An 18,324-nucleotide genomic window follows, 5' to 3' on the forward strand; every position below is an offset into this window, starting at 1 on the left:
ATTTTCTCGGCTCAATAAAATTCTATAACGGCGAAGTGGTAGAGAGAGCTTACAAACCGCGTCGCGAAAACTCTGAAGCAGTCCAGCCCGGCTTCTCGGAAGTGATCGCAAGTCCGTCAGGCTGGAGCTGTCTGCGTTTCAAAATCAAGGATCGAATGCAGCACAGTGACAGGAGCCAGTCCGATCGCAGTTCGAGCGTGGTCCGACGCAAGTGAGATTCGTTCCACGCCGAGTTCGACTGAAGCGGTTCTCAAGGCCGCAACTCCTGCCGATAACGAGGTGGCGACCGCGGCGAGCCAACTGGTCGGGTTAACATAAGCATAGCCCACCATGCCTGCGGCAAGATCCTTGGAATAAGGCGGCTGGCGTTCGATGAAGCATCCCAGACCGTCCGCCGCCATGTAGCGGCCGGCGATATCACCAGGATTTCGTAAAGGCTTGGCTTCCACGACAAACGCGACGGCGCGCCCAGCCTCGAACTTCCGCTCGAAACGGAAATCGGCCTTCGACTTGCGCGTCCCATGCCTCTCGTCGCCCGGAGTTGGGCTTTCATAACTTACATGGATCCGATCACGATTGCTGTCGATCTCGGCATCATTTCGAAGCCGCCGCATCCGGTCGCCGAGGCCCGAGGTGATCTCGGGCTCTGTTGGGCTGTTACTTTTGCACCCGCCTAGAAACGAATTCCATTCGTCGGCCGTCCGCAACAGCGCGTGGCTGTCCTCCAGCAGGAGCAGCGCATCTGAGATGAACTCGCTCCACAGGTCGGCTTCCTGGAAAGTTAGCCCTCGCCCAACGAGCCATTGCTGCAACGAAATAACCGCCGTCATACAGCCTCTTTGCTATCGAATCCGGCCATCGCGGCGGCCGTGATAAGGTCCGCATCGGCAAACGCGCGCTCCAGCGTCCAGTGCATCCGTTCGCCCGGTTTGACAAGGACGCTCGCCATCTCCTCTCGCGACTGCCACAAGAAACGGCTTTGCGTCATGGCGCTCGCGCTGTTGCGGTTATAGGTCTCTATTGCCTTGTTCGCGAAGTAGTCGGCCCGACTGGCAGGGGAGTGGTTACTGGTCACGTATTCGATAACAACGGCGAGCAGGTCAGCGTCGACCCGCAAAACTCTTGCGCTGTATCGCTTTCGCCCGCCGTCAATCTCGTGCAGTAAGCCGGCAATATAGGTCTCGAGCTCGGCTTGGTCGCTCGCCCGCAATGCGTCATCGGGCGTCCCACCATCCGTGAACCCTTCTCTGAACGAATTGAACTCGTCGATCAGACGCTGATAAAGCGGCGGTAAGCCGAGTTTCGCGCAGATTATTGCTTCGCGTTCCTCGGGCGTGACCGTCAAGAGGTCGGCCCAGTCATCCCTCTCAAGACCGCCGAACGGCCATGGGAGATCGAGGACGGTACTCAGTTCGATATTCGCCCGATCGATCGTCATTCGACGTCCACTAACGAAGCACAGATAGCGGAAGGTGCTTGAGGCCATGTAGAGCGCAAGGGCCTCGAGGAACCGGCGATACCGGGCCGGAAGTTCCTCCCCCGCGAACTTTGGAAAGCAGGCAACGATGAAGAAACTTGTGGCGACGGGCAGCTCGACAAAGATGGCCGTCTCGCAGTTGCGCGGGAGAAGGACAACGTTGCCCATCAGATAGGGTCGCGAACCCGGAACGGCCCGTTCCAACTGTGAGGAAGGAAGTGGCACAATGCTTCGAGCCGGGAACAGGCTTCGCTCACGACCAAGCTGATACTTCCAGAACGTATCCCGCTTGGAGTCGTTGCTAAGGACAAAGCGGCTATCAAGATTTTGGTCGACCTCGATCTTAAATTGAAGGCCGATGGTATCGTTGAGCTGTCGCATCGCCTGCAGCCGCCCGGAAGCGATTTGCCGGTCGAGCTTGGCAAGCACTCGCCGGTCGACCGGGGAGCAGGTAAACAGATGGCGCCATCCAGCATCGGTCAGATCGTCCGCGTCCTGCCAAAGAACCTGCGTCCAGTCTTGAAGAAGTGTCCAAAGGCGCCCCTTCCTGCTAGCCGGCTGTGTGGATCGCAGCGGGCGGTACAGCCAGAAAGGCCGGTTCGATTCTCCTGTCGCCTTGCGCAAGATGACAGCGGCCGTTGCTTGACGCGCGCCTCGTTCGGCTTTCTTGTCCGCGGTGCCGGCGGTACGTGCGGAAGAGCGGCGAAACAACGCGTAGCGAAGATGCGCGAAATCAGCGATACCGATCAACTCGGTTTTCGTTCGCAACTCCCGCGTAAACTTGTCGGAGAAGGTGTTAACAAGGCTTTTCTGCGGAAGCAGGAGAGCCGCGACGCCTTCTTGCTTCAAATGTTCATGATAGGCCTTCCAGAGGAACAGTTCAGCTACCTGCTTATCACCAATCGGAACCTTGGACCGTTTGTGGTAGTCGTTCGCATGGTCGCTATCGAGCGTGCCTAGTTGGACCCAAGGCGGGTTTCCGACAACAACATCGCACGCGATCCCGCTCGATACATCGGAGAAGAAATCTCCGACTCTGATATTGGCCCCGCGCTCGGGTGTTGCCGTCAACATCGGAGGAAACAGTCGCCGGCGTCCGACTCGGACCGGCCACCGCGCATAATCGGCCGCCTCCTTTGGCTCAACATAATCGAGCATTGTTAGATACAGGCTAAAAGCTGCAACATGACAAGCAGTAGCATTCAGTTCGACGCCAAAGATTCTTTCCGTCATCAGCGTGTGGAGATAATCGAGCGGAAGATGCGCCTCGCCCGCCGTAAGTGCAGACTCCACGATCCGCCGATAGGCACCGACGAGAAAGACGCCGGATCCTGCGGCCGGATCGAAAACGCGGGTGTCAGCATTCAGCGATGTCGCCTCTTCAACGCGATCGAGCGCGTAGTCGGCAAGGAATGGCGGCGTGTAAAAGGCTCCGAAGCGTTTACCCGCTTCTCTGTTCTCGTTCCTCAGGAACATCTCGTAGATGGCTGAAAGCGTTTCCGTTCGAATGCTTGCAAAGTCGTAGTCGAGAAAGCTCAGTTGAAGCGCGTCGTTTGAGCCCAATTCGGCGCCGTGTCGCAGTACCCGTCTCAATAGGTTAAGGTGCTCGGCGTCATACGCGTCCGCATAGTCCTTGGGCATTGGGAAGATGCTGCCGTTGAACACTTCATCGAGACGGCCGAATAGCGTTTTGATGTCGGCAGACGACCATTCGCTGTCGACGCCCAGGCCTATTCCCGTCAGTTCCCACTCAGCCAGTCGCTCGGGGGTGATGAAACCGCGATCGACCAAGAAATAGAAATAGAGCAATCGTGCGATGAGCGCATTGATGACACTCGGCGCCAAGGCGCGGCGCGACCGCGTCTCCGCGGAAAAAGCAACAGATAAATCTGCGAGAGATCTCAGGAGGCGTTCATCGACGAACTCGTCTGCTGTGCGCGCTTCGTCGCGCCAAGCAAGAGAACTCCGCAGAACCTTCGCTGATAAAGGCGCCAATGCGGACTGTCCGCCAATGCCGACCAGCTTGTCGGACGGATCGATCGAAACCTCCGTCGCATACCGCTCCCAGCGGGACGACGAAAAACCGAATCCTTGACACACCCATAGCCGATCCGGCCCGACGGCTACGAGATAAGGTGCGAGCCCTTGGCTCCAGACGCTGCGATGCACCCGCATGGCATCGGCCGCATCCGAAACCGCAGCCAGATAGACCAGAGGGGTAAACCGTGCGTGCTCCGGGCCGAGCAACGTTCCTTGAGAGCCAGTCCAGAGCCCGAAGGCGGCCCGAACGTTCATTAACTGCGCCGCAAGCCGCAAGGCATGACGATGGTTCGGCTGGCTCGCGAAGGAATCCGCCAGAACATAGCCTGGATCCCCTCGATAACCGAGTAAGTCCGCGACTTTATCGAGCAAATCGCTCATCGGTGCTTCCTGCCGACAGCCTGAGGTGCAAAGGGAAGCGGTATTTGTGGTTGCTCCGCTCTTGAGGAAAAGGCCGCATCCCACAGGCGATCGACGATCGGCTCACAGGGAATCAGGATTGCAGGCTGTTCGTGCAGCAATCGCGAAGGATCAGACAATTCAATTGCCTCGGCCGTCACCATAATCACCGTTGAGCGGAGAGCCCCCGGTCGTTGCTGCGCGCAAAGATTGAAAAGTTCATCCCAGCGCTCCGCGAATTTGGCGATTCCGATATCGAGGGTATGCACCGCCGCCGCCAGTGCCGCCAGTGCGATCAACTCGCCTGCAGAAAAACGCGCGCTCTTGCCCGTTTTCTTCGCGAGGCACGGGATGACCTTACGCCAGTGGCGCCAAGCTTCCGGGCTAACGCCAGCGAACTTGCGGGCTTGTTCGCCCGTATATTGAATGGCGGTCGCTGACATGTTTTCTTGGGGCTAACAACAAGAACCTTGTTCTACTGCACCTTTATCCTTTTGCCAATCCTTCTGATGTGGATGCCGATGTTCGCAAGAAAGAACCTTAATGAGGTACCAAAGCTTCAGGCTGAGCAGTGACGGGTTCTTCCGTGGGCGAGAAAAGGAGGCATTGCGGGATCACAGAGCGCAAGTGGCGAGCGCCTAATCCTGCGGAACCGTCTCAAGGTAAGCTTTGATGCCGGCAAGTGCTACATGCATATCGATCCGATCTGAAAAGGGATCCATAAGGACACCGATCTGCTGGGCCATGGCAGGATGGATCGGCACCTTCGCTGCTCCCGCCTTCTTCTTTCCGTAGCGACTCAAGCCGCACATTGCGACTGTTTCGATACCCTTGTCCGTGAGAGGTTTGACGACTTTCCCGAACCACTGGATGTGATCGGCGTAGTTGTCAAAATGGGGATGAACAATTTTGTATTGCTCAGATCGAGTTGGGAACCGCTTGAGCGCGGGATTGACCCTGACCTCTTTCTCCTTCTTGGCAAGATTACAATCCTTGCAGGAAATGCTGAGGTTTTCAGGTACGAACATGAATCTGGCTGCTGCGTCACGGGATATGATGTGTTCCCCGTCCCAGACAGCATTATTGTTGGTCGCGATCTCAAAGGTGCAATAGCAGCACCGCTGATCCTGTTCAGCGATGTAATGATCTTTGATTTGTTTTCTAACTGGAGCTACTTCATCTTCACCCCAATAGGATCCAATCTGATCGACGGCAGGTCGGTTTTCGAAATCATTGACAATCAGCTGGTTTGCGTCGGAATAGACAACGGGGTTCATTACGACGCCTTCGTTCCCGCAGCCCGAGCGACGTTAGCGATATCCCCGATGATATCCGCAATCGGATCATTCGGTTTCAATTGCTCACTAATCTTCTGAAGATCGGCGGTCACTTCATTGAATTCAGGAGACCTCGACTTGCCTTCCGAGATGAGGCCAAGTGCTGCAACGACCCTTTCCCGGACGTAGAGGTTCCCGGGCATTGGCGTTCCGAAAACTTCCGCGAGCAGGTAGTCTGCCGATTGACCGGTGATATCTTCCGTCGCGGGGAGAGTCGGTTGGTCAAGCGCGATGACGTTCGCGTGCTTGGGAAGCTCAGATATGACCATGGGAGAATGTGTGGCAATAACGAAGTGGCATCCATTGAAGCGGGCGAATGTCTTAATCAAAAGGTCGACGTAATCGACCTGCCATTCGGGATGGAGGCTGAGTTCCGGTTCGTCGATCAAGACAAGGCTTGCATTGTTGATGACCGATGCCAGTGCGAGCAACGCGCAGATCATGCTCAGCTGGCCGGAACTGGCACGTCGCAGGTTCGAAACCGGACCGTTGATTTGCTTAACCTCGACGCCCGATAGCCTGAGAAAACCTGCTCGCCGTAGCGGTTGCAGGATGCGAAACGTTTCGTCGAGATCGCCTCCGTAGTTGAAGTCGGCGACTGTCCTGACGAAACCGTCCTCCGCGCGCGCCATCGCCAGCTCCAGAAGATTGTTCAACTCTACTTCGTCAAAGCCGCTCCGAAGCATTTCCTCGACATTGCGGCTCTCCGAAAAGTTGCCGATCGATTTCCAATCGACCCTTTCTCCACGTTGCAAACGCCGCAATACGGACGAATGGATTCGTATCTTGTAGATGACGGTCAAAATCGGCTCTAGGCCGAGGAATTGAAACACCGAACCAATGTTGATGCGACGAAGAGCTTCATTCTCCCCTTCCTCGAACAGGTTGTTCAGGGAACGGAACAGAAGCGATTCCATCGACGCTTTGCCGAATTGATCGCGAAGACCCAGATATTCGTAGACCGATGGATCAACCGGCTTCACAGAATGCCTTATGGAGCGGGGAACTGGGAATTTGTCGAAGGGGCTGATGGTGAGGGCTACCACGCGCCTTGGGAGTGGCAGATCGTAAATTGGTACAGGCAAGCCATCGACATGGCATTCCAGGCTTTGCTTGCCATGGTAGTCAATCGTGCAACGCCGACCATCGATCATGTATGAGAGGTGCTCGAGAGGAAACTCTTTGATCGTGCGCCGCTTTCGCGTCTGCAACTGCTCCAACGTGACGAACGTCTGGACGATCGAGCTGAGAAGATGCGACTTTCCAGTTCCGTTCTTGCCAATCAGTGCAGTAATGTGTTCCGAAGAAGATGACCGAAGGCTTTGAGGCGGCTCGCTAAACGAAACATGGGGATTCATCCACTCTCGTTGTCGACGCCAGGGAAGGTCTACCTGGACCTTCGCCGTGCGAGCAGCCAGCAGCTGAAAATCGTCCCGTGCGTACATAGATCCCCTCACACTGACCCTGTGGGTCATGCACCTGCATACCCATTCTTTGCTGCCTGCTAAATCACGTTGAGAGGTTGTAGCATGGCAATCCACAACAACATTGAAGATAGGAGCCGATAAGCGTCATTGACGACGGCGCCGCGCCATCTGCGAGCATGACATGTCGATGCTCCAGCTGAGGATTGAGGTTTATTGCAGGACGACCAGGGCTAAAACGAAACAGGCTCAGGAATAGCAAGCCACGGGTGAAACTAAGCATTTGCAAACCAACGAAAATTCAGAGTGCAATGCGTCGGGAAATTGGCCAGTCATTGGTTCAGATCCCTTCAAGAGCTGCGGCAACGAGATGATCCACGCGCCAATGCCACCCGCCGCCTTGCATGACTTCTTCTAGCTCCGTGGAGACGAAGCGCAGTAATCGCGGCTAGAGTGCCCCGCGGTCCTCGCCATATGTTCAAAGGCATACGTCCGGGGTACCGGCTCGTCGCCTCAGGAGACACTGTCGAGGACCTCGGTCATCGCCGGCCAGGATCAGGCGGCGGAAATAGCCGGAGCCGTGAACTGTTCAATCTTGCCGCCGGTATACCCCGGACGAGCGCCCTCGAGGACGTTGTAGGGAAAGGCCGTCGGGATCGCGCTGACCTGATCCAGGCGAGCGATCTGCTCGGTCGACAGGGTGACCTTCGCGGCAGCCAGGTTGGAGTTGAGCTGCTCGATGGTGCGCGGACCGATGATCGGTAGCGTGCCCTTTGCAGCGACCCACGCGATCGCGGCTTCGCCCGGCGCGACGCCCAGCTCGCTCGCGACGTCGATCAGGGTGTCGAGGATCGCCGTGCGCTGTGGCGAATTCTCCTGCTGGAAGACGTTGCCGCCCATTCCTTCCTTACGACCGGTCTCACCCTGGCGATACTTGCCGGTGAGAAGGCCGCCACCGAGCGGCGACCAGGAGACCATGCCGAGGCCGAGCGACTGGCCGGCAGCAAGCAGCTCCTGTTCGCTGGAGCGGACCACCAGGCTGTGCTCGAACTGGAGGCCGGCAATCGGAGCCGCACCCCGCAGCTCCGCGATAGTGACGGCGCGTGCCGCGCGCCACGCGGGGAAGTTCGACAGGCCGGCGTAGAGAACCTTGCCTGCGCGCACGAGGTCGTCGAAACCGCGCACGATCTCTTCGGCCGGCGTGACACCATCCGACATGTGGACGAACAAAATGTCGATATAGTCGCTTTTCAGCCGCGTCAGGCTGTCCTCGACCGACACGGTCATCGCCTTGCGGCTATTGCCGGTGACAAGGATGCTGCCCTTGGCGCCGGCGGGCATCGTATATTTGGTGGCGACGACGAAATCGTCACGACGGCCGACCAAGGCATCGCCGATGATTTCTTCCGATTGACCGCCCTGATAGACGCCCGCCGTATCGATGAAGTTGCCGCCTGCATCTGCATAGGCGTCGAGGATGCGACGGGATTCATCGCGCTCCTGACCATAGCCCCAGCCCGTGCCGAACATGCCGGTGCCGAGCACCAGCTCGGAAACGCGCAGACCCGTGTGCTGACCGAAAAGTTTGTAACGCATGTCTGTTTCTCCTGTAGGACATTTTAATTGCGACCACAATGTATCGCCATCGGGATCACTACTTGACTTTAATTGTGCCCGCAACTAAAAAAAATCGAAGGTTTGGATCGGAGAGTTCTTGATGCGTGTTTCGAAGGAGAAGGCGGCGGAAAATCGGGACGCGCTTCTCAGCGCGGCCAGCCGTCTCTTCCGGGAGCGGGGAATCGATGGAGTAGGCGTCGCAGAGGTCGCCAAGGAAGCGGGGCTCACACACGGCGCGCTTTATGCGCATTTCAAGTCGAAGGACGAGCTTGCCGCAGCGGCGTTTTCACATGGCTTCGCTGCCAACATGGAAGCCACGCGCGAATGGATCGGCGACAGACACATGGCGTTCGAGGAACTGCTCGACGGATATCTTTCTCCGTATATGCGCGAGAAGGTCTCTGACGGTTGTCCGATGGCCGCGTCCGTCAGCGAAATCAGCCACCATGACGAGGCCGTCAGCGAGAGTTTCACCAGCGCGTTCCTGGCTTGGGCTGCGATGAACGAAGCCTCGCTCGAACCTTCGATCCCCGAGGCCGACCGGCGAAGACTGGCGCTTGCCGCTACCGCTGCCGAGATCGGCGCTCTCGCAATCTCGCGGGCCGTGGCCAAGGCAGACCCCTCCCTATCGGACGAGGTGCTTGACGTTGTCCGAGCCGCCTTCGCTGACGCCCACGAGGTCGTAAAGATGCGATATAAATAACACCTCTGCGCGATCGCGCGCAGTCGCATTCACGCCAAACGCTGACAGCGCCGCCGCCGATTATCGGCGCGCGATGGATGGCGCTTGGGCTGAACACGCCAACCGGAAGGAGCTTAAATGACCGACACTCACCACTCTCGAACGCGCACCTGCCACCACATGGAGAAGTGAAATCATGGCTCAGAATCTGCAAGGCAAGGTCGCACTTGTGACGGGCGGCAGTTCCGGTATCGGGTTGGCCGCTGCGAGGCGGCTGGTTGCCGAAGGCGCATTCGTGTTCATCAGCGGCAGGCGCCAGGCTGAACTCGATAAAGCAGTCGCCGAAATCGGCAATGAGGTGACTGCCATTCAGGCCGACTCGTCGGTCTTGGGCGATCTCGATCGTCTCTACGACGCCATCCGCGCATCCAAGGGAAAACTCGATATCCTCGTCGCCAATGCCGGTATCCTGGAGAAGGCAACGCTTGGCGAGATCACTGAGGCCATGGTCGATCGCCTTCTTTCGGTGAACGTAAAAGGGACGATCTTCACCGTCCAGCAAGCACTGCCCTTACTTAGCGACGGGGCATCGATTGTTTTGACCTCGTCGGTTGTCGCGAACAAGGGCCTGCCGGGCGGCAGCAGCGTTTATGCCGCGACCAAAGCTGCCATTCGCGCTCTTGCTCGGAACTGGATTCTGGACCTTAAGCCGCGTGGCATTCGCGTGAACGTCGTTAGCCCCGGTCCGATCGAGACGCCCGGCCTTAAGGGCGGCGCCCCAGCGCAAGTTTCGGCTGACGCCTATCTCGCGGCGCTATCTCAGCATGTCCCAGCCGGACGCGTCGGCAGCCCGAACGAGATCGCCAACGTCATCGCCTTTCTCGCTTCCGATCAGTCCAGCTTCATCACAGGGGCTGATATCCAGGCCGATGGTGGTTTCGCTCAGATCTGACGGTATTTGCTGGAGCGCCGGATAGGGACATCGGCAAGCCGCAGAACATCGGCTTTTCCAAAGTCATCGAAGATGATCGCTTTCATCGCAGTGCTCCTTACTTCGAAAGTGCGCGACGGGCGATGCTGGCGGCAAACAATGGAGTTTCGCGACGGTTATGATCTCCGCCAGCGGCTTGGCGGGCGGCTGCCGCATCCTCATAAGTCACCCCATGCTCCTGAATGAAGCTCATGAACGCATCCGTCGGATGGGCTGTGACCTTGTTGGTATAACGCGTCCTGCTGTCGTCAATCTTCTCGGCGATCAGCTCCCAGACGACGTTGACCTGGGTACGACCGCTGGCCGTGAAGACATCCGAGATTGAGTTCATCCGGCAATAGGCTGGTTCGGCAACCTCGGCGACATAGTGCTGCACAACGAGGCCTGAGCCGATCTGTTCGACATTGATCGACATCCGGCGGCCGTCGTCGGTCCAGGTGACGCCTGCTGCAATGTGGTCGGGCGGGCAGCAGCGCAGATATTCCGCTTCGGGCAGGGTGAAGAGCCAATCCGCGATGTCGATCTTTTCAAGCGGGACGTCGATCTCCGCAGAATAGGCTGATTGTGAGAGAACTGTATCGAGGACCTTGACCATGAGAGTATTCCTTCTGTTTGGTGGGCAAAACTGCCCGTTGACGAGAAGGAAAGTGCCCCGGATGCCTGCCGATGATAACGAACTGAATGGTCCAAACGGTTTTGCGTCGTAGGCAAAGATGAAGGATCCACGCTTCGCCGAACATCTGGCGGTTTACGTCGACGTCGTCCGCGCCGGCAGCTTTTCGGCCGCGTCCCGGCGCCGGGCTGTGACGCCCTCCGCTGTCGTTCGACAGATCGATGCGCTCGAGCAGGACCTGGGCGTGCCGCTGCTTGTCCGCTCGACAAGGGCATTGTCGTTAACGGACGCGGGGCGTCACCTTTTTGAGCGCGCCCAGCGCCTGCTTGATGACCTGGCCGATACCCATGCCGAGGTGGCAGCTTTCGATGGCGCTGTCAGCGGTACGTTACGGATCGCCTGCTTCCCGACCTTCGGAAAGCGTTACGTCATTCCTGTCCTGGCATCGCTCTCACAGCAATATCCAGACTTACATGTCGAGCTTGATCTGACGGAAAGACTGGCCGACCCGGTGGCGGAGCGTCTGGATCTTGTGGTGAGAATGGGCGAGCTATCGGACAGCACGCTGATCGCCACCAAACTGGCACCGCACGATCGCATCCTCGTTGCAAGCCCTGCATATCTTGAGCAGCATGGCGTGCCGGAAACTGAAGCAGCCCTTCGCAATCATCGCCTTCTCGACAAGCTGCATGGCAACGACCTTCTGGGATGGTCTGCAGTTCTCGGCGCGCCGACAGGCGAGGCTTGTGCACATGTCGTTTTTCGGTCGGACGATTTTGAAGCGCTGAACGGGGCGGCTTTGGCCGGAATGGGTGTGGCGTTCTTGCCCGGCTGGGTAGCGGGTCCTTCGGTGAAGACAGGTGATCTGGTTCGTCTGTCGCTATCGGGCGAACGATGGAATGAAGCCGCCACCGGAATCTATCTTCTCCGCGCGCTGCAGGTACCATCGGCCAAGGTCAAAGTTTTCGCATTGGCGCTCAGAGAGCACATCGGAACACCACCATGCTGGAGTTGAGAGGCTTGAACGGGGAAGCTAATGACTGCTGAGGCGTTTGAGCCGTCCTTTTCGCCGCTAGCCAGTTCTCCGTCAGGTCTTTCAAGAGCTTACGGATTCAATCTGATCGCAGATACGTTGGATCGGACGTCAGAGCTTCGCCGCCAGCGCTTCCATCGCTTCCGCTTCCGCCTCTGTTAACTGAGACAAGTAGTTCTTCACGATCGCTACCTGCTTCGGTCGCGCCGAGGCGAGCAAAGCGCGCCCGGCTTCCCGAAGGACCACTTCTGCCTCCCTGCCGTTCCGCCGCCGCTCAATCAGGCCCCGCTCCTGCATCCGGGTGAGTTGGTGCGAAAGCCGGCTCTTGTCCCAGCCGAGCGACTTCATCAGGTCACTCTGCGCCAGGACCTGGCCCTGCTCCCCCAGCTCTTCGATACGAGACAGAACGGAAAAATCAGCACCGCTCACGCCAGGTCCAATCTCCCCTCTCATCACGCTGGCTGTCGTGGCCGATATCTTTTTCAGCGCCTGCCATAGAGCGAGTTCATGCCTGTCGAGATGAGATTGCGGCTCATCTCGTCCGTTCTTATCGATATCCTGCGACATTCGCCCGCTCTGCGCTCTGCCTAAATAAATCTTCATAGGGTTTCTCGGCTGCGACAAACGTGTCGGCTTCGGTGAAGCCGAAGCCTATCCTCTGCCGTCCGGCAGCCAGCCCGCTGAAGACCGTATCACAAAACGCATCAAGAGGAGCGCCGTGCGGTTCGGTGCCACCTAGATGTGTCTGCACGGCCGGCGGTATGATTTCCACTACTTGGCAGGACGTGTTGGCCAGCGCCTCCCGAAGAACCATCGTATAACTATGGATAGCGGCCTTGCACGCGCTGTAGGTCGGAGCGAAGACCTGGGGAACGAATGCGCCTCCCGAACTGACATTCGCGATCATCGACGGTCTGTCTTGGGCAAGGAGGCGGGGGATCAGCAAATGATTGAGGTGGATCGGGCCTGCCAGCAGTATATCGATCTCCTCCTGTCGCTCGACCCAGGGCGCATCATCTGCAGCAAGACTGACCCGTCGCTGAATACCGGCGTTGTTAATGACGACATTCAAGTTGGGCAGAAGTTCTGAAACGCGCGCGGCGAGCCGAAGACGATCGGTTTCGCTCCCTACGTCGCTTGCGAGATTGGTAAGGCGTTCATCTGCAATAACAAGCCTGGATGGATTGCGGCCCGTTACCACGACCCGCGCTCCGGCGCCCAAGAACCGCGTTGCCAGTCCAAGGCCTATCCCGCTTGTCCCGCCAGTAATCAGAACTTCACTTCCCCGGAAATCGAATGGCATCGAAAGTCTCCATTGGTTGACAAATCAACTGTAGAGGGGTTAAAGTTGACATGTCAACTGATCGAACAAGAGGGCGTGCCACGATGCTCCAGGCAATGAGCTTATTTGTGATCCTGACGGCGCTATACAGCATTTACGCTGGCGTCCGCGCCAACATCAGGGTCTATCAAGCGAGCGGCCTGGGACCTCCTCAAGCGATGATGGGCTCCGTCTTTGGCTGCATGGCCGTCTTCATCGGCGTGCTGCTCGTTCTATGCGCCCGCGATCTGCAGAACCGAGGATCGATCGTGATGTGGGAAGGCGTTTTGAGATTGGTGGCGGGAAGCATCATGATGTTCTTCACGATGAAAGACACGTCTGGGACGATGGCACGTTCCCGTCCGCTCTTTGATCTGATCGTTGGCGGGATCTACATTGTAGCACTGCCGATAGCGCTCGAACGATCACCGCTTTATCTTCTTCTGGACCGGCTGAGGTAGTTCAGCCGGTCCAGCGGCGTGGTCAAACCTGAGCTATCCTGACCGAAAACGATCCTTACCACGACAGCCGACGTTGCTTTGAATATCGGGACCACGGCGGCTGCATGCCGATCCTACGTCACCCGGGATTATTGAAGCAGCTGCGCCTTGATCGCCTGTCCGACAATGGTCAACTGCAGCACCGGTTCGCCGCGAATGAAGCTTTCCTCGACCAGTTCCATCTTTTCCAGCCGCTCGACGAGCTTCTCCGATAGCCGCTTGTCACCCACGAGCCAACCGCGACCGACTTTTCTTTGCCGCCGAAAAAATGCGATCGCTCTCAGCGCTTCTTCTTGCGTCCGCGTGAGGCTGCGTATCGTCTCCCCGGCGGCCGGATGGTCTACCGTGTTTTGCATGGTCACGGCCCTTCGCCTCTGTTTGATGTCTTATCGGCGCCCGGCCAATCGTTGGAAGGCTCCGCTATTGGTTCCTCCGCCGGATCAGGGTCACGATCATAGGCGAGCTGTCGCTTTGCCAGAACGTCCTGCAGCGTCTCTATGACACGTGCCGTTCCATGGCCCTCACTTGCGAAACGATCGATGATCTCGGCGACGACATCGTCCAGTTGCTGAAACAGTCGTTCCGGATTTCTCTCACTCATCGAAAACCCTCCTGATCAGCCACCGATCCGGCGTTGCTTCCAATCCTTATACGGTGCCAGCAGCTGGCCGGGGAACCGATCCTCTATGGCCGTCTCCACCATGGCGATCTGGGCGAACACATCGCTCTCATCGCGATCTTTAGGAGGAATTCTCTCGCTGCCCTCTTCAAGCTTCTGCATCATTAAAAACACTTCTTCGTCCGTCATCGCCGCCAAGCGATCCGCGAACTCCGCGGCATCGAATTCTTGTTGAGCGGGCATGCCGTCACTCCTATGTTTCGCCATCGGACATCGCTAAGGGTGGCGCGCCTGGAAACGACCGCCCCGATATGTCCTTGAGATATGCTATCCGTCGTCCAGTTCAATCCAAACCGGCGCGTGGTCGCTGGTGTGCTCCCATCCACGCGCGAACTTGTCCACGCCACAGGCCTGCAGTCGTTCCCGCAGTGATGGACTGAGAAGGAAATGGTCGATGCGAAGGCCTGCGTCTCGGGCGAAGGCGTTGCGGAAATACTTCCAGAACGTATAGATCCGCTCTTCCGGATGCAGCAGCCGAACAGCGTCCGTCCAGCCCATAGCAATGAGTTCGGCATAAGCTGCGCGCACCTCAGGCCGAAACAGCGCATCGTCGCGCCAGCGCTCCGGCTTGTAGACGTCGAGATCGGTCGGCATGACGTTGAAGTCTCCGACCAATGCCACGGGCACATCGAGCTCGAACAGTTCCGCCGCATAGGAATGCAGCCGCTCGAACCAGCGGAGTTTGTAGTCGAACTTCGGCCCTGGTGCTGGATTGCCGTTCGGAAGATAAAGGCAGCCGACGACGATCCCATCGATGGCAGCCTCGATGTAACGGCTGTGACTATCGTCGGGGTCTCCCGGTAAGCCGCGGCGCGTCTCGCGCGGATCCTGATCCCGCGCTAGGATCGCCACGCCATTCCAGGATTTCTGGCCGTGCCAGATGGCGCCATAGCCTGCACGCTCGATCTCGCGGCGCGGAAACTTCTCGTCCGGCGCCTTCAATTCCTGCAGACAGACGACGTCGGGTTGAGCTTCGGCCAGCCAGCGGAGCAGTACCTCGAGCCGGCCATTGATGCCGTTGACATTATAGGTGGCGAGCTTCACTAAGCGTTTCCGTCAGTGCTTGCGGTCACCCTTGTCGCCCTGACCCGGCTTCGCAGCATGCTTGGCGTCGTGGCGAGCGTCGGCGGACAGCGACCGCGAGACGTCGACGCTCTCCTTGAACTTGCCTTCCTTATCACGGCGGACGTAACGTTTGTCGGTCCCGGTATCGATCAGTTCACGCTTGCTCATGGCAGGACTCCTCTTGGGGTGCTGCAAGAAGAAACGCGCGCGGCCGCGAAAAGATGCACCTGAATCAAGACTCTAGCGCAGACTCGCAAAACGAGCGGCGCGATTGGCCTAAGTCGTTGAAAAATGATTCGTTTCGACTCGGAACAATTACATACCGATTCGCTTGAATCGCGTAAGTTGTGTCAGGAGTTCTGCGTCATGGTTGCCCCAAGAGCGAATTGGAAAGGCTTCATCAAATTCGGAGAGGTCGCCTGTCCGGCGGCGCTCTATACCGCGGCTTCGTCGTCGGAGCGGATCGCCTTCAACACGCTGAACCGCAAGACGGGCAACCGGGTGAAGCGTGAGTTCGTCGACAGCGAGACCGGCGATCCGGTTGAACGGGACGAACAGGTGAAGGGCTACGAGATCGAGAACGGGCAGTACATCATCCTTGAACCCGAGGAAGTGGCAGCCGCGGTCCCTGACAGCGACAAGACGCTGAAGATCGATGCCTTCATCCCCTGCAACGAGATCGATGACGTCTATTTTGACAAGCCTTACTATCTGGCGCCGGACAAGATGGGCACCGATGCCTTTGTGCTTTTGCGCGACGGCATGAAAAAAGCCAAGGTTGCCGCGATCACCCGCACAGTCCTCTTCCGCCGTGTGCGTACAGTTCTCATCCGGCCGCACGGCAAAGGGCTGATCGCTACCACACTGAACTTCGATTACGAGGTGCGCTCCTCCGAAGAGGCGTTCGAGGAGCTGCCGGATCTGAAGATCGAAGGTGAGATGCTTGAGCTCGCCGAGCACATCATCGGCACCAAGAAGGGCAGCTTCGATGCGAGCACCTTCGACGATCGCTACGAAGCTGCCGTCGCCGAGCTGGTGAAGGCCAAGATCGAGGGCAGGGCGCTACCGAAGAAGAAGGCTCCGCCCGCCTCCAAGCCCAGCGATCTTCTCCAGGCTCTCAGAGAGAGCGCCGGCATTGGTGGGAAGAAAGCCGAACCGAAACGCACCGCCGCCAATGCCAACAAGGGGGTATCGCGTCAGAAGGCCGCGAAACCGGCGACGGCCGCCAAATCGAAGTCGGCGGCCGCGCCAACGCGGCGCGCGGGCTGATCGGAGGAGACCATGTCCGTTCGCCCCTATTGGAAAGGTTATCTGAAGCTTTCGCTCGTCACCTGCCCGGTGCAGATGATGCCGGCGACCTCCGGGAGCGAGAAGGTTCGCTTCCACACCCTCAACCGCGAAACCCAGAACCGCGTCGTCAGTCATTATGTCGACAGCGTCACCGGCAAGGAGGTGAAAGACGAGGACGAGGTCAAGGGTTACCAGCGCGGCGAGAATGATTACGTCATGCTGGAAGACGAGGAGCTGGAGAACGTTGCACTCGACAGCACGAAGACGATCGACATCTCGACCTTCACACCGCGCGACAGTGTCGAATGGATCTGGCTCGACACGCCGTATTACCTGTCGCCCAACGATCCCGTCGGGCAGGAAGCCTTTTCCGTCATCCGCGACGCGATGGAAGCGCAGGACATGGTCGGCATCTCTCGTCTTGTGATCTCGCGCCGGGAACGCGCCGTCATGCTGGAGCCACGCGGCAAGGGTATCGTCCTCTGGACGTTACGTTATGGGGATGAAGTGCGTGACGAGGATACCTATTTTGCAGGGATCGACGACGACGAGACAGCGGACAGCGAGATGATTCCCCTGGTACAGCAACTCATCAAGAAACAGACTCAGCACTGGAACCCGAAGATGGTCATCGATCCGGTCCAGGATCGGTTGCTCGACATCATCGCGGAAAAGAAGAAGGCGCTGAAGAAGCCGTCGAAGGCCAAGGCGAAAGCGCCAGCCGCGGCGCCCGGCCCGAACAATGTCATCAATATAATGGATGCCCTGAAGAAATCGGTCGCGGCCGAGACCCGGGCCGGCAAATGAAAAGACCCACCAAGGCGCTTCTCCAGGACGACAGTCTTTCCGCCAAATCGCAGCCGCGTCGCAAGCGCGATCCGGCACAGCCGAATCTTCCCTTCGATCCGATGCCCGATCGGGTCGAGCCATGCCTTGCCTTGCTGAAGCCGGCTCCACCGGTTGGTCCGGATTGGGCCTACGAGATCAAGTGGGACGGCTATAGGCTCGCGATCCACATCGAGCCGAAGGGTGTGCGGATCATCACGCGCGGCGGCCATGACTGGACGCATCGCTTCCCGACAATTGCGGAGGCTGCCAAAAACCTGGGCGTGTCGACAGCCATCCTCGACGGAGAGGCTGTTGTGCTGAATAGCGAGGGCCGGTCCGACTTCGGAGCGCTGCAGCGATCGCTGGGCGGACGCGGCGGCAAGCGTGCCTCGGGGGAATCCGTCCTCTTCGCCTTCGACCTCTTATACTTCGACGGGCACGATCTCACGAAGACCGAGCTGTCGGTCCGCCGGCATCTCCTGACCGACCTGCTCGACGGAGCCGTCGGCGCGATACAGCTTTCCGAGGAGGTCCAGGGTGATGGCGCCGAGCTTCTCGAGAACGCCCGCTCGCTTGGACTGGAAGGCATTATCGCCAAACACCGGGACCGTCCCTATCGATCCGGCCGGACTGGCGACTGGCTGAAGATCAAATGCATTCAGAGCGAGAGTTTCATGATCGTCGGCTACGAACAGTCCGCCACCGCCCGAGGCGGGATCGGCAGCCTGCTGCTTGCTGCCCGGCGTGGCCACGACTGGATCTATGTCGGCGAAGTCGGCACGGGCTTCAAGGAAAAGGACGCAGCCTACCTGAAGAAGACGCTCGACAAGCTGAAGACGAGGACGCCGGCCGTTCCGCTCAAGGGCAAGAATTACGTCTTTGCGCAACCGACGCTGATCGCCGAGATCGAATTCCGCGGCTGGACCGACGACGGCAATCTGCGACACGCATCCTATAAAGTGTTGCGTGAGATCCAGGACAATGCTGCAGTTTACGAACTCGACTGAGCTGGATGTCGGCGGCCGTCG

21 protein-coding genes are annotated in these 18,324 nt (G+C 58.3%); 7 read left to right on the forward strand and 14 right to left on the reverse strand.

The window, feature by feature from the left end:
* Positions 1 to 116 precede the first annotated feature (116 nt).
* The 6 genes from KQ933_RS32740 to KQ933_RS32765 all read right to left on the reverse strand — a co-directional run bounded on the left by KQ933_RS32740 (position 117) and on the right by KQ933_RS32765 (position 8,273).
* The gene (locus KQ933_RS32740; protein ID WP_216761050.1) at positions 117 to 830 is read right to left on the reverse strand and encodes a hypothetical protein; all 714 of its coding nucleotides are present in this window, start codon (positions 828 to 830) and stop codon (positions 117 to 119) included.
* Positions 827 to 3,898 carry a class I SAM-dependent DNA methyltransferase gene (locus tag KQ933_RS32745; RefSeq protein WP_216761052.1) on the reverse strand — a complete coding sequence of 1,024 codons (3,072 nt, stop codon included), beginning with the start codon at positions 3,896 to 3,898 and terminating at the stop codon, positions 827 to 829. The genes KQ933_RS32740 and KQ933_RS32745 overlap by 4 nt, the downstream gene beginning before the upstream one ends.
* Positions 3,895 to 4,359, reverse strand: coding sequence for a hypothetical protein (locus tag KQ933_RS32750; RefSeq protein ID WP_216761053.1), 465 nt, complete (start codon positions 4,357 to 4,359; stop codon positions 3,895 to 3,897). Before KQ933_RS32750 ends, KQ933_RS32745 begins: the two co-directional genes overlap by 4 nt.
* Positions 4,360 to 4,554: 195 nt before the next feature.
* Positions 4,555 to 5,193: a hypothetical protein gene (locus KQ933_RS32755; protein WP_216761055.1), complete on the reverse strand. Its 639-nt coding sequence runs from the start codon at positions 5,191 to 5,193 to the stop codon at positions 4,555 to 4,557.
* Positions 5,193 to 6,698, reverse strand: a complete 1,506-nt coding sequence (locus KQ933_RS32760; RefSeq protein ID WP_216761056.1) for an ATP-binding protein — start codon at positions 6,696 to 6,698, stop codon at positions 5,193 to 5,195. Before KQ933_RS32760 ends, KQ933_RS32755 begins: the two co-directional genes overlap by 1 nt.
* 534 nt (positions 6,699 to 7,232) lie before the next feature.
* The gene (locus KQ933_RS32765) at positions 7,233 to 8,273 is read right to left on the reverse strand and encodes an aldo/keto reductase (protein WP_216761058.1); all 1,041 of its coding nucleotides are present in this window, start codon (positions 8,271 to 8,273) and stop codon (positions 7,233 to 7,235) included.
* 121 nt (positions 8,274 to 8,394) lie between these two features.
* Here KQ933_RS32765 and KQ933_RS32770 point away from each other — a divergent pair, with 121 nt between their 5' ends.
* Positions 8,395 to 8,997, forward strand: a complete 603-nt coding sequence (locus tag KQ933_RS32770) for a TetR/AcrR family transcriptional regulator (RefSeq protein ID WP_216761059.1) — start codon at positions 8,395 to 8,397, stop codon at positions 8,995 to 8,997.
* 175 nt (positions 8,998 to 9,172) lie between these two features.
* Entirely contained in the window at positions 9,173 to 9,928 is a 756-nt protein-coding gene (locus KQ933_RS32775) for an SDR family NAD(P)-dependent oxidoreductase (RefSeq protein ID WP_216761061.1), read from the forward strand.
* A gap of 97 nt (positions 9,929 to 10,025) precedes the next feature.
* On the opposite strand, the gene KQ933_RS32780 is transcribed toward KQ933_RS32775, so the two are convergent.
* The gene (locus tag KQ933_RS32780) at positions 10,026 to 10,562 is read right to left on the reverse strand and encodes a hypothetical protein (protein ID WP_216761063.1); all 537 of its coding nucleotides are present in this window, start codon (positions 10,560 to 10,562) and stop codon (positions 10,026 to 10,028) included.
* 118 nt (positions 10,563 to 10,680) lie between these two features.
* On the opposite strand from KQ933_RS32780, the gene KQ933_RS32785 reads away from it, so the two are divergent.
* On the forward strand, positions 10,681 to 11,595 hold the full coding sequence (locus KQ933_RS32785; protein ID WP_216761064.1) for a LysR family transcriptional regulator: 915 nt from the start codon (positions 10,681 to 10,683) through the stop codon (positions 11,593 to 11,595).
* A 129-nt stretch (positions 11,596 to 11,724) separates the two neighbouring features.
* On the opposite strand, the gene KQ933_RS32790 is transcribed toward KQ933_RS32785, so the two are convergent.
* Together KQ933_RS32790 and KQ933_RS32795 are read right to left on the reverse strand one after the other, a co-directional pair.
* Positions 11,725 to 12,180, reverse strand: a complete 456-nt coding sequence (locus KQ933_RS32790; RefSeq protein WP_216761066.1) for a MarR family winged helix-turn-helix transcriptional regulator — start codon at positions 12,178 to 12,180, stop codon at positions 11,725 to 11,727.
* The gene (locus tag KQ933_RS32795; RefSeq protein ID WP_216761068.1) at positions 12,161 to 12,916 is read right to left on the reverse strand and encodes an SDR family oxidoreductase; all 756 of its coding nucleotides are present in this window, start codon (positions 12,914 to 12,916) and stop codon (positions 12,161 to 12,163) included. The genes KQ933_RS32790 and KQ933_RS32795 overlap by 20 nt, the downstream gene beginning before the upstream one ends.
* Positions 12,917 to 13,011: 95 nt before the next feature.
* Here KQ933_RS32795 and KQ933_RS32800 point away from each other — a divergent pair, with 95 nt between their 5' ends.
* Positions 13,012 to 13,395: a hypothetical protein gene (locus KQ933_RS32800; protein ID WP_216761069.1), complete on the forward strand. Its 384-nt coding sequence runs from the start codon at positions 13,012 to 13,014 to the stop codon at positions 13,393 to 13,395.
* A gap of 128 nt (positions 13,396 to 13,523) precedes the next feature.
* Here KQ933_RS32800 and KQ933_RS32805 read toward each other — a convergent pair whose 3' ends face one another.
* The 5 genes from KQ933_RS32805 to KQ933_RS32825 form a co-directional block, all read right to left on the reverse strand.
* Positions 13,524 to 13,790: a hypothetical protein gene (locus tag KQ933_RS32805; protein WP_216761336.1), complete on the reverse strand. Its 267-nt coding sequence runs from the start codon at positions 13,788 to 13,790 to the stop codon at positions 13,524 to 13,526.
* Positions 13,791 to 13,792: 2 nt separating this feature from the next.
* Entirely contained in the window at positions 13,793 to 14,035 is a 243-nt protein-coding gene (locus KQ933_RS32810; RefSeq protein ID WP_253958477.1) for a hypothetical protein, read from the reverse strand.
* 15 nt (positions 14,036 to 14,050) lie between these two features.
* Positions 14,051 to 14,296 (reverse strand): hypothetical protein, encoded by a 246-nt coding sequence (locus KQ933_RS32815; RefSeq protein WP_168302186.1) that lies wholly within the window; start codon positions 14,294 to 14,296, stop codon positions 14,051 to 14,053.
* Positions 14,297 to 14,380: 84 nt separating this feature from the next.
* Complete coding sequence (xth, locus tag KQ933_RS32820; RefSeq protein ID WP_216761070.1) at positions 14,381 to 15,157, reverse strand: exodeoxyribonuclease III; 777 nt, start codon at positions 15,155 to 15,157, stop codon at positions 14,381 to 14,383.
* 12 nt (positions 15,158 to 15,169) lie between these two features.
* Positions 15,170 to 15,346 carry a hypothetical protein gene (locus KQ933_RS32825; protein WP_216761071.1) on the reverse strand — a complete coding sequence of 59 codons (177 nt, stop codon included), beginning with the start codon at positions 15,344 to 15,346 and terminating at the stop codon, positions 15,170 to 15,172.
* Positions 15,347 to 15,544: 198 nt separating this feature from the next.
* Between KQ933_RS32825 and KQ933_RS32830 the strand changes: the two genes are divergently transcribed.
* Genes KQ933_RS32830 through ligD form a run of 3 tightly spaced genes read left to right on the forward strand, consistent with a single transcriptional unit; the run spans position 15,545 to position 18,303 of the window.
* Complete coding sequence (locus KQ933_RS32830; protein WP_216761072.1) at positions 15,545 to 16,447, forward strand: Ku protein; 903 nt, start codon at positions 15,545 to 15,547, stop codon at positions 16,445 to 16,447.
* A 12-nt stretch (positions 16,448 to 16,459) separates the two neighbouring features.
* Positions 16,460 to 17,275: a Ku protein gene (locus KQ933_RS32835; RefSeq protein WP_216761073.1), complete on the forward strand. Its 816-nt coding sequence runs from the start codon at positions 16,460 to 16,462 to the stop codon at positions 17,273 to 17,275.
* On the forward strand, positions 17,272 to 18,303 hold the full coding sequence (gene ligD / locus KQ933_RS32840) for a non-homologous end-joining DNA ligase (protein ID WP_216761074.1): 1,032 nt from the start codon (positions 17,272 to 17,274) through the stop codon (positions 18,301 to 18,303). The genes KQ933_RS32835 and ligD overlap by 4 nt, the downstream gene beginning before the upstream one ends.
* Positions 18,304 to 18,324: the final 21 nt, after the last annotated feature.

This window comes from Rhizobium sp. WYJ-E13, from assembly GCF_018987265.1.
Classification (GTDB): domain Bacteria; phylum Pseudomonadota; class Alphaproteobacteria; order Rhizobiales; family Rhizobiaceae; genus Rhizobium.